This is a genomic window from Desulfocucumis palustris, from assembly GCF_002933875.1.
Taxonomy (GTDB): Bacteria; Bacillota; Desulfotomaculia; order Desulfotomaculales; family Desulfocucumaceae; genus Desulfocucumis; species Desulfocucumis palustris.
The window spans coordinates 33,520-43,808 of the sequence record NZ_BFAV01000124.1 but is presented as its reverse complement, the minus strand read 5'-3'; the positions used below and the strand labels follow the sequence as shown (position 1 = coordinate 43,808).

General features: G+C 47.0%; 10 protein-coding genes. 6 read left to right on the top strand and 4 right to left on the bottom strand.

What is annotated here, in order from left to right:
• The first annotated feature begins 11 nt into the window (after nt 1–11).
• Together DCCM_RS10035 and DCCM_RS10030 are read left to right on the top strand one after the other, a co-directional pair.
• Complete coding sequence (locus tag DCCM_RS10035) at nt 12–428, top strand: Zn-ribbon domain-containing OB-fold protein (protein WP_104372264.1); 417 nt, start codon at nt 12–14, stop codon at nt 426–428.
• 202 nt (nt 429–630) lie between these two features.
• Nucleotides 631–1,047: a PaaI family thioesterase gene (locus tag DCCM_RS10030; RefSeq protein WP_104372263.1), complete on the top strand. Its 417-nt coding sequence runs from the start codon at nt 631–633 to the stop codon at nt 1,045–1,047.
• A 355-nt stretch (nt 1,048–1,402) separates the two neighbouring features.
• Here DCCM_RS10030 and DCCM_RS10025 read toward each other — a convergent pair whose 3' ends face one another.
• From DCCM_RS10025 to DCCM_RS10010, 4 genes are all read right to left on the bottom strand, one after another.
• Complete coding sequence (locus DCCM_RS10025; RefSeq protein WP_104372266.1) at nt 1,403–2,200, bottom strand: methyl-accepting chemotaxis protein; 798 nt, start codon at nt 2,198–2,200, stop codon at nt 1,403–1,405.
• A 276-nt stretch (nt 2,201–2,476) separates the two neighbouring features.
• A complete protein-coding gene (locus tag DCCM_RS10020) occupies nt 2,477–2,860 on the bottom strand; it encodes a hypothetical protein (RefSeq protein WP_104372262.1) in 384 nt (127 codons plus the stop codon).
• Nucleotides 2,861–2,920: 60 nt separating this feature from the next.
• Entirely contained in the window at nt 2,921–3,124 is a 204-nt protein-coding gene (locus DCCM_RS10015; RefSeq protein ID WP_104372261.1) for a hypothetical protein, read from the bottom strand.
• Between the two features lie 98 nt (nt 3,125–3,222).
• The gene (locus DCCM_RS10010) at nt 3,223–3,612 is read right to left on the bottom strand and encodes a hypothetical protein (protein ID WP_104372260.1); all 390 of its coding nucleotides are present in this window, start codon (nt 3,610–3,612) and stop codon (nt 3,223–3,225) included.
• A gap of 481 nt (nt 3,613–4,093) precedes the next feature.
• Between DCCM_RS10010 and DCCM_RS10005 the strand changes: the two genes are divergently transcribed.
• The 4 genes from DCCM_RS10005 (at nt 4,094) to hpsG (ending at nt 10,104) form a co-directional block, all read left to right on the top strand.
• Nucleotides 4,094–4,825, top strand: coding sequence for a GntR family transcriptional regulator (locus DCCM_RS10005; RefSeq protein ID WP_104372265.1), 732 nt, complete (start codon nt 4,094–4,096; stop codon nt 4,823–4,825).
• A gap of 438 nt (nt 4,826–5,263) precedes the next feature.
• Nucleotides 5,264–6,706, top strand: a complete 1,443-nt coding sequence (locus DCCM_RS10000; RefSeq protein ID WP_104372259.1) for an MFS transporter — start codon at nt 5,264–5,266, stop codon at nt 6,704–6,706.
• Nucleotides 6,707–6,735: 29 nt separating this feature from the next.
• Nucleotides 6,736–7,563: an SDR family NAD(P)-dependent oxidoreductase gene (locus DCCM_RS09995; RefSeq protein WP_104372258.1), complete on the top strand. Its 828-nt coding sequence runs from the start codon at nt 6,736–6,738 to the stop codon at nt 7,561–7,563.
• Nucleotides 7,564–7,614: 51 nt separating this feature from the next.
• Nucleotides 7,615–10,104, top strand: coding sequence for a (2S)-3-sulfopropanediol dehydratase (hpsG, locus tag DCCM_RS09990; RefSeq protein ID WP_104372257.1), 2,490 nt, complete (start codon nt 7,615–7,617; stop codon nt 10,102–10,104).
• Nucleotides 10,105–10,289 lie beyond the last annotated feature (185 nt).

Genomic DNA, 10,289 nt, shown 5'->3' with positions numbered 1-10,289 from the left:
GAGGTGATTAAATGGGCGCGCACATATCCATACCCATGTACCAGAGGGCGGTTCCCCAGCGCTACAGGCTGGCGGGGCAGAAATGCAAAAGCTGCGGCAAAGTGAATTTCCCGCCCAAGGCCGTCTGCAAATACTGTCAAAGCGGGGCTGAATTTGAAAATATACAGCTGAGCGGCAGGGGTACGGTTTATTCCCATACCGTAATAGCCGGCGGCGGCGCCCCGCCGGAATTTTCCGAAGAGGCCCGCTGCAAGGGCAGCTATCCCGTGGCGGTGGTGGAACTGGAGGAAGGCCCCAGGATCATAGCCCAGCTGATAAATCCCCCGGAAGAGGGAATCACCGTGGGAATGAAGGTGGAGGCCGTCTTCAGAAGGATTTACCAGGAAGAGGGCGTGGTCCGCTACGGGTTTAAATTCAGGCCGGTTTAAGGATTGAGATTATATTTATGATATTTATGTTTATCTGCCATCCATTTATTTGCTCCTTTTAAGGGGCGATATTTTTTATGAAGCCAATGCGGGCAGCCGGCTCCACCGTATCATTATTTGAAAACCGGGGTATCCGGGCTGAGGAATTTGGTGTAGAGTATATATTATTCGGTTGCACCAGCGCTAATGGGGGTGGATATCTATGGTTCGCATCAATGATCTGGCCGGCGGGGCCTTCTGGCGCCTGCTGGGAATGGAAGCGGAACAGGATGATAATGGGGAAACAGTGCTAAAAATACCGGTGGAGGATAAACTGCTTCAGTTTTATGGCAAAGTGCATGGCGGGGTTATTGCCAGCCTGATTGATGCCGCTTCAGCGGTGGCCATTAATCTGAAGCTGGGTCCTGACCGGGGGGCCAATACGGTGGAGATGAAAATCAATTACCTGCGCCCTGTGGAAAAAGGTATTCTCTATGCCAGGGGTGAGGTTATTCATTTGGGGCGGACACTGGCGGTGGGCAAGGCTGATGTCTGGGACGATCAGGGCCGTCAAATCGCCCACGGCACGGGGACATTTTATCTGATTTCACTTTCCGGCGAGCATTCCGGCCGGGATTAGTTTCAGGTAAAAATGCCGGCCGGGGAAAAGGGGGTCGAGGATTAAATAAATTAAATTTGAGAAAATGGACTCAAAACAGCTGTTTGTTGTCCACAAAAAACGACAAAATGTGCATAACTCTGTGGATAACTCTCAATTTTCCTTGCCGTAGTATCCCGGCAGCAAATGGGGATGAAAGACAACCTTATAACATAACGGCAATTATACTGTATTTATGAAAAGGGCTGGGAGCAATTAACAAAAAAACCGCTCACGTTGAACGGTTTTTCGTTATCGCGCATATAATATACAAAGCAGGTCTGGCGACACATCCACCGGAATTGCCGGGGGAGGGAAACGGGGGCCTGCTGAATTTTTATTGTATCAGCTTTTCTGCCAATTCATTTAAATCTTTAGACATTACTGTAATTTCATTAATAGATGCGGCAATTTCCTCAACAGAGGCGGATTGTTCCTCGGAAACTGATGCTATTTGATATATTTGCTCACTCAGATCATTTATAGCGCCGGTTATTAACATTAAGGTATCGGTTATTTCCTTGGTGGAACCGGCTGTCTTTGCCGCCAGCTTTCGTATTTCCCCGGCCACCACATTAAAGCCCCTTCCTTGATCCCCCGCCCTGGCAGCTTCAATCGCGGCATTTAATCCCAATAAGTGAGTCTGGCCCGCAATATCTTTAATCAGATTTAAAACCGTGTCAGTTCTCAGTACGTTGTTTTTAATAGTGTCGGCCTGGGTGGATAGATTGCCGGCAGTAGCGGCCAGTTGCTGGGAACCGGCGGACAGGTTGGAGGTTGTCTGATTAATTATTTCAATTGACTTTTCCAGCCTGGTGGCGCTTTCAACAAGGGCGTCCTGATTTTCGGTGGGCTGAAAAATTCCCAATGTCCCTATCAGCTCTTCTTTAGAATTGTAAAGAGGTGAGCACATGGACAGATAGGCAACACCATATATGGAGAGGTCTGTTATTTTTGTGACAACCCTGTTATGGGTAGTTAAAACCTGATAAGTTGTTGATCCCTTTTTGATCGGATCACCTTTATTAACGTTGTGATTTATATTACTTCCCGGTTCGTAATAATGAAATTTTTCAAGGTCGGTTAAAGACACTGCCACGCCGGAGCCTATTAAACTTTTTACGCATTTTGCCATGCCTACAAGTTCATCCCATATGCTTCCGGAAATTGTGAGCACCCCCAATAAATTTTTGTCTACTAATATTTACATGTTGTTTTATCGAATCCTTCAATTAAAAAAAATTTAAAAATCGGGTTGCGGGTAAAATTTTTTAAAACTACATTAAAAACCAATTGCCATCATATTATTCCAATATATGATGGCAATTCAACCGGCGGCTATTTGTATAACGGGATTTATAACGGGGTTACCGGTATATATCCTAATTTATGTATTTAAGGCTGCTTATTTTTATAATTCCAGAAGCTCCAGTTCCATTTCCTCCAGCGGTGTGTCTTTTTTGCCCTTGTCTTTAAAGCTATTCACCGTAATAATTTCTGTTTCTTTAACTTCTTTAAACCTGCCCTGGAAATCTTCTAAATTGATTTTATGCTCCGAGTTAATAAAAGAGTTGTTGGCCACGCCGTTTTGGTTGATGTTTTTGCACCATACTCCTGATTTTGAGGCTGTGGCAGCCAGGGCGGCGGAGAAGGCCGCCATAAGCCCGGCGGTGAGTGCCGGTTTATCCGGTATTTCCTGCGGACCGCAGCCTGACGTATTAAAAAGGTCATTGATCTGGATTACCAGTTTTGTTAACTCTTCGAGAAAATCGCTGTTTTTAAGATCCTCAGCCATCACACCGACCTCCGGTAAAGAATATTGCAACCCCGCAGAGGCCGGGGTTGCTCCTTCCTATTATTGACCCGCTTCAACGCTGACATTATTCTGATTGCTGGAACCGTTCTGATTTACGCATTTGCATTTGGCCCTTGATTTTGAAGCCGCGACGGCTATCGCCGCCACCAGGGCCAGCTCCAGTCCGATGGGCGCGTCGCCGGTTTTGCCGTAGTCCCTGAGCAACTGGAGCAGTTCGGATAATTCGCCGGTCTTTTCCGTCATTTAGTGAGGCCTCCTTTTTGTCTTTATGCCCGGTAAGTTCATACCTGCCACATACTATGCTGGAAAATATGTTTTCTGATACAATATATTGCTATATTTTATGGCAGCTGTGAATTGTCGGTTTTGGGGAGACCGTCATCGCAGGACACTTTTGCCGTGTTGTTTACACCGTTCTGGTTGCAGTTATAAATGAGCAGTATGAGGCGTATATTCATGTCGGGCAGGGTAATTTCCTTGGCCGTGGAAATGCTCTCCAGGAATTCCGACAACTTATCCCGGGACATATCCTTGATCAGCGTATTACCGTTCCGCCCCGGGGTAAAATACCGGCTCATATCCTCGCAAAAGGTGTTGGCGGCTCCATTCTGGTTGATGTTATAAATCCACAACACAATGGTTTTCATATCGTCGGTTAGTGTGTTTAGGAGAGTCTTTTCCACAGGATTTTGCTCTTTTACAGGAGCCGTGACGGAGTTATGGTTTTGCACTATTAAATTCGCACCTCCATTAACCGATAATGAGGTAGATTATGTATTATATGAAATGATAGTAATATTGTGCCGGCAGCCGCCGGAATTAGGACCGGGTATGTAATGTGTTTAAATTATAAAAAATATTTTTTATTGACATAATAAAAATAAAAACATAAACTAATTAAAGAGACTGGTACGTACGTCATTATCTCGCTTACAGCCTGTTTATCCCCGTCCCCGAAGGCCGGGGATAAACAGGCAATTAAGGAAAGGGGACACACCTCTATTAAAAGCTTGACCTTGGGGTGAGGAATGTCCCCAACTTATTCGAACTAAGTTCGCTCTAGGGGTTCGTAAGGGGAATAGCCCCTTACGAACCCAAGGCTCACTTATATATGATAATTTTACTACTACTGTAAAAACGTGATAATGAAATGCGTTGGGGACATTCCTTCGGAGAAGGTGTGTCCCCTGACATTAAAAGGAGGTATTGTATATCGCTTTAGACATTTACAGTCCCATTCCGTTGCACGTTCAGTTGAAAGAAGTATTAAGGGAAGAGATAGAGAAGGGGAATTATAACGAGAAGATTCCCAGCGAAAGAGAACTGATGGATCGGTTCTCCGTTAGCCGGACCACAGTGCGGGAAGCGGTATCCGCTCTGGTTCGGGATGGATTTTTAGAGAAAATCCACGGCAAGGGCACTTTTATTACCTCCCATCCGGTTAATGAATGGCTGAGTAATTTAAGAAGCTTTACCGAGACAATTGAAGGTATGGGTATGAAGCCGGGCATTCGTCTGCTGTCTCAAAAAGTTAAGAACAACCCGAAAATTGCGGAAACCCTGGGTGTTAAGGAATATTACGCCATTAAGAGACTCCGTTTTGCCAATGATGAGCCCATTGCCATAGAGAGAACTTATTACCCGGTGAAGATTGGCCTCAAATTGGCGGAATATGACCTGAATAAGGTAACTTTATACACCTTGCTGGAATCCATCGGTATAATACTTTATGAGGCCGAGCAAAAGATTACAGGAACAATGCCCGGCGAAGAAGATGCCAAATTGCTGGGAATTTCTCCTGCCACAAATGTACTGGCGGCTGAGCGATTGACATCGGATCCCCGGGGAAACCCACTGGAGTATTATTACAGCGTCTTCCGGGCCGACAAATATGCCTTTTGCATTAAGATGTTCAGAAAGAACAGACAGATTTTGCTCAGGTAGATTATTCCCTGCTCTGTAGACTTTAAGGCCCGCTAAATATTTTGTCGACTGGCTGATAAAATTAATGTCAGCTAGTTGACAAGATAAGGACAGAAGCATAGAATAAGTTTAAACCAACTGGTACGGACGTCGTTATGTTACAATGTGTTTTATTGTTAGAGTCTTTGATTTTAAACGGGTCAATGGCGTGATATTTATAAATGGTTTAAATAAGGCGAAAAAAATTGAAGGAACGACACATTGAATTTTTTGTTTTTTATGCCTGCTAATGTGAAAAATACCACAAATTTTTAAGTAAACCTTTAACATCAGGCCTTAACCGGAGTCCGGACTACTGGGTTATGCGACTTATTATGCCGGGAGGTGGTAATTGAAATTTATTAAAAGCATGATCAAAAAAGTACGAGCAAATTAAAAAGCATGCGAAGGAGGATGGCTATGGCCGAGATTTCTGATAAATATCATGAAGAGGCGAATCTGCTGTCAAGGCTTGACCGGATGCCGATAACCAGGTCTAGTATCGGAATTATGTTGTTATTAGCTTTAGTATGGATCATTGAAGCTTTTGATATTGGTGTTGTGGGTCAAGTGGTGCTGGTATTGAAAAAAATATGGAACCTGAGCCCTGGTGATGTCGGTCTCCTGGGAATATCTTCAACTATAGGAATAGTTATTGGAGTTTGTTGCGCCGGCCGGTTGATTGATAAATTTGGCCGTAAGAAAATTCTAATCTGTGGGGTTGTCTGGTTCACTTTTTTTACCTTAATAGGTGCCGTTTTTCCTAACCTGTATTGGATAGTTACCATGCGATTCGTGGCAGGACTGGGAGAAGGAGCGGTATTCCCGCTTCCTTACCTGCTGATTTCGGAATTTGTCGGGGCAAAGCGGCGGGGAGCTTTGGCAAGCACCGCAAATGCCATATTATGCGCGGCATATGTGCTGCCCAGTATTATAGGCGCCTGGGCACTGGCCAAGTTTCCTCTGGAAGTTGCCTGGCGTATTCCTTTTATCGCCGGCGGCATCCCTATTATAGTGGCATTTGCAATCGCCAAATGGCTGCCGGAGTCTCCGCGCTGGCTTCTTCAGCAAGGCCGTACGGAAGAAGTGCATAAGCTGGTGAATAGGCTGGAAGACGAAGCAGGGATAGAACACGACCTTAACTTTACAAATATCAGTATTCTTAAATCGTTAAAAGCACAGGAACAGGAAAAGAAGCATGTGGGTATAGCTACGCTGTTTAAAAGCCCTTATTTGTCCCGCAGTCTGATCGCCTGGGGGTTATATACGGGCACAATGATTTTCTGGTACGCGATGCTGGTTTATGCCCCTACCATTTTTGCGAACAAGGGATTTAATTTAGGGAGTGCGGTTCTGTTTACGGGAGCGATGATGGTCATCGGCGGTATCGGAGAAGTTGGTATCGGTTACCTGTCGGATACCTATGGGAGGAAACCCGTCTACTTAATTTATAGCGTCCTTGCTGCTGTTGGATGTATTCTGCTGGCTCAGGTAACGGCTTTGCCAGGCCTGATTATTGGAGGGATCATAGCTGCTTTCTTTGGTTTTGGCACCCTGCCTTGTGCAAAAGTTTACATTGCCGAGCAATATCCAACCTCTCTACGCGGAGCCGGCAGTGGTGTCGGAGAAGCTGTGGCAAGATTGCTGGGAGGAGTTTTGGCAACTTATTATATCTCCTTCATCCTTGCCGCAGGCGGTGTGAAGGCTGTCTTCTGGTTTGTGGCGGCTGCCTTTATCTTCTTTGTAATACCGTTTATGCTCTGGGGGCAGGAAACCGCAGGGCTGAGCGTTGAGGAGACCGGTTCCTCATCGGAAAATGAACCAGTGCAGACAGAACCCCAGTTAAAGGGGATTAACTCTTAGAAAAAAATTTTCGGAGAGGAGATTAAGTGATGAAACTTAAAGACAGGGTTGCTCTGGTTACCGGGGGAAGTGCCGGACTGGGCAGAGGAATTGCACTGGCATTTGCCCGGGAAGGAGCCGGGGTGGCTGTTTGCGGAAGAAATGAGGAAAGATTGGATGAGGTTGTGCGGGAAATTGAAAAGGCCGGAGCCCCGGGGCTGGCAGTCCGTGCGGATGTTTCCTCCAGCCGGGAAGTAAAAAGAATGTTCTCCCAGGTCCTGGCAAGGTTTGGGACGTTGGACATTCTTGTTAACAACGCAGGAATCTTCAGGTCGGACGAAGCAGGCGTGAAGGACAGGATGAAACATCTGGATCTGCTAACCACCCCGGTACCCAGGCATTCCTTACAGATAACAAGGAATATGAGTGACGATATTTGGCAAAGGATGTTTGAAGTAAATGTAAACGGGGTTTTCTACTGCACCCGGGAGGCGCTCAACATTATGGAGGACAAGGGATACGGCAAAATCATCAACATCGCGTCCATCTCCGGAATATCGGCTATCAGTTCCCACAGCCCCAATTATTCGGCAGCAAAGGGGGCCGTGGTTGCCTTTACCAGATCCGTGGCGCAGGAGGTGGCCGGCGCCGGGGTGTGCGTTAATTGCATCGCCCCCGGTTATATAGATACGCCTGAATTTATGAGGGGTATAGAGCAAATGAGTCCGGAAAGAAAGGCGCGGCTTATGCAGCTGATCCCTTTGGGGAGGATTGGGAAAATTGACGAGTACGCTTCCCTGGCCGTTCATCTTGCTTCCGAAGACGCAAATTACATGGTGGGTCAAATCATAAGTCCCAACGGAGGCCTTGTTATTTAGGCCGGGGTAACGCAGATATACTTTATTTTATTATCCAAAGGGGGTAGAATAATGGGTTGCTGCACGGTATTAACACCGCAGGAACAGAGAATTTTAAATGAGGAAGCGGGACAGCTGAATTCCCGGTACAGCCAAAAGGGCAGGGAAAGAGTTAATAACATATTGAACAGTTTTAAAAGAACCGCTCCCCGGATCAGTTTGGACAGGGCCCGCTTTATGACGGATTCTTTTAAGGAAACCCAGGGCCAGCCCCTGGTATTAAGATGGGCTAAAGCTTTAAAACATATCGTCGAAAACATACCTGTCCATATAGGGGAATATGATCTCGTGGTGGGGCGGGCGGACGGTCACCCGGGAAGGCACGGCTTGATTTATCCTGAACTGGACGGCGGCTTTTTGGACCAGGCCCTGGAGCGGCTTACCCAGGGCAAGACCCCTTATATTATAACGGATGAGGATATCAGGGCGGCGAAGGAAGAAATCGTGCCCTATTGGAAGGGCAAGACCTTTCACGAAATACTGGCCGCGGCCTTACCTGAAGATACCAGAAAATTGATCTTTGACCCTGATGATATGTTCTACCAAAGATATGTGGTTACCCAGACAGCCAGCATCCGCAGTTCATTGCAGTGGGTTCATGATTATGAGAAGGTATTAAAAAGAGGTTTCGGGGATTTAAAAAGAGAAGCGGAAGAAAAACTGGCCGCCCTTGATCCCCTTAACCCGAAGGACATTGTGGAAAAGAGGCCCTTTCTGGAGGCCGCCGTTCTGGCCTGTGAGTCGGTTATTATTTTTGCTAAAAGATATGCCCGGCTGGCAGCCGAAATGGCCGCCCAGGAAAGTGACGGGCGGAGAAGAAAGGAACTTTTGGAAATCGCCGGAATCTGCCAATGGGTACCGGAAAATCCGGCCCGGACTTTCCAGGAAGCCGTACAATCCGTATGGCTAACCCAGGTGGTCTCCAGGCTGGAACAAAATATCGGCGCCGTGGTGGGCAACGGCCGGATGGATCAATATTTTTACCCGTATTACAAAAAAGATATTGAAGAAGGCAGGATCACGGAGGAATCCGCGCTGGAACTGCTGGAGTCCCTGTGGATAAATATGGCCCAGTTCGTCAATTTAAAGGTTTCCCCGGCCGGGGCTGATTTTACGGAGGGTTATTCCCACTGGGAAGCTTTGACCATTGGCGGAAAAACCCGTGACGGGAAAGATGCCACAAACGGGTTGTCGTACTTGATTCTAAGGTCCAAAAGGGAGTTTCCGTTAAATTACCCCGACCTTGCGGCAAGGATACATGTCCAAAGTCCTGAACAATTCATCCACCAGGTGAGTGAAACAATCAAAGAAGGCTCCGGTTTTCCCAAGCTCCTAAATGACGAGGAAATCATTCCCCTGCTGCTGGCCAAGGGAGCGGCCATAGAAGAGGCGAATGATTATTGCGCCTCGGGTTGCAGTGAAGTTCGAATGGTTAACAGGGAAACCTATACCAGTCCGTGCGCCTGGCTAAACCTGGGCTCCGCGCTGGAGATGGCCTTGAATGACGGTAAAATAAAAGCGTTCAATAATGAGCGGGTGGGTGCCGGAACAGGAGATCCCAGGAATTTTGCCACCTTTGACCATTTTTGGAAAGCGTATCTCGCTCAACAGGAGTTTATCCTAAAACATGCTTTTATTCAGCAGTATGTGGTGGATATTTTAAGACCCAAAAATTTTGCCGCGCCCATGGCCTCGGTGCTTCACGATCTTTGCATGAAGGAATGCAAAGACCTGCACGCAGGTGATATTCCAGACAGCATCAATTTAGGTTTTTATGATCTGCTTGGTTTTGGAACAGTGGTAGATTCCCTGGCGGCCATCAAAAAACTGGTCTATGATGATAAAAGAATAACCATGGATGAACTGCTGGAGGCTTTGGATAGCAATTTTGAAGGCAGGGAGGTAATCAGGCAGCTATGCCTGAACGCCCCAAAATACGGGAACAACGATATGTATGCCGACTCCATCGGACGGGATATTGAAGCTCATGCCATCAGTTTCTCCAAGAGGTATCCCACCGCATCCGGTGGGGAGCTGGACGTAAGGTATGTTCCCGTCACCTCTCATATTCCCCTGGGGAAAATCGTTGGCGCCACCCCAAATGGCAGAAAAGCCGGAATGCCACTGTCCGACGGGGGCGGACCGTCGCACGGCGCTGATACAAGGGGGCCCAGCGCAAACTTAAACTCCATCGCCAATACAAAATGCATGGGGGCAAAGGAACGCGCCGCCAGGCTGGTCAACCTGAAGCTCAGTCCCTCCGCAGTTGCCGGAAACGAGGGAACCGGAAAGTTAATGTCTATAATCCGGACCTTTTGTGATTTAAAGCTGTGGCATCTCCAGTTTAATGTAATTAACCGTGAAACACTGCTTGCCGCCCAGGAGGATCCTGAAAAATACCGGAATTTGCTGGTGCGGGTTGCCGGTTACAGCGCTTACTTCGTGGACCTTTCAACGGAACTTCAAAATGAAATTATCGCCAGAACCGAACATGTCTTTTGAAGCTGTCCGGACGCGACAAAAGCCGCTGCGGATAATTGATTGGAATTCCAAAGTCCTGCTCCATGTGGGGGCAGGACTTACTTTGCAAATTTTTAATCAATTGGGGACTTTCCTGCGGGAATTTGGTTTACAGGCAAGCGGCAGTCAACCAGTAAAGGTGTGTGTCTGCTTGCCTTACAAGGGGG

What these genes read in the sequence shown, in the direction of transcription:
- DCCM_RS10035 (WP_104372264.1), top strand. Translation starts at nt 12, where the DNA reads ATGGGCGCGCACATATCCATACCCATGTACCAGAGGGCGGTTCCCCAG.
- DCCM_RS10020 (WP_104372262.1), bottom strand. Translation starts at nt 2,860, where the DNA reads ATGGCTGAGGATCTTAAAAACAGCGATTTTCTCGAAGAGTTAACAAAA.
- DCCM_RS10000 (WP_104372259.1), top strand. Translation starts at nt 5,264, where the DNA reads ATGGCCGAGATTTCTGATAAATATCATGAAGAGGCGAATCTGCTGTCA.
- DCCM_RS10030 (WP_104372263.1), top strand. Translation starts at nt 631, where the DNA reads ATGGTTCGCATCAATGATCTGGCCGGCGGGGCCTTCTGGCGCCTGCTG.
- hpsG (WP_104372257.1), top strand. Translation starts at nt 7,615, where the DNA reads ATGGGTTGCTGCACGGTATTAACACCGCAGGAACAGAGAATTTTAAAT.
- DCCM_RS10025 (WP_104372266.1), bottom strand. Translation starts at nt 2,200, where the DNA reads ATGGCAAAATGCGTAAAAAGTTTAATAGGCTCCGGCGTGGCAGTGTCT.
- DCCM_RS09995 (WP_104372258.1), top strand. Translation starts at nt 6,736, where the DNA reads ATGAAACTTAAAGACAGGGTTGCTCTGGTTACCGGGGGAAGTGCCGGA.
- DCCM_RS10015 (WP_104372261.1), bottom strand. Translation starts at nt 3,124, where the DNA reads ATGACGGAAAAGACCGGCGAATTATCCGAACTGCTCCAGTTGCTCAGG.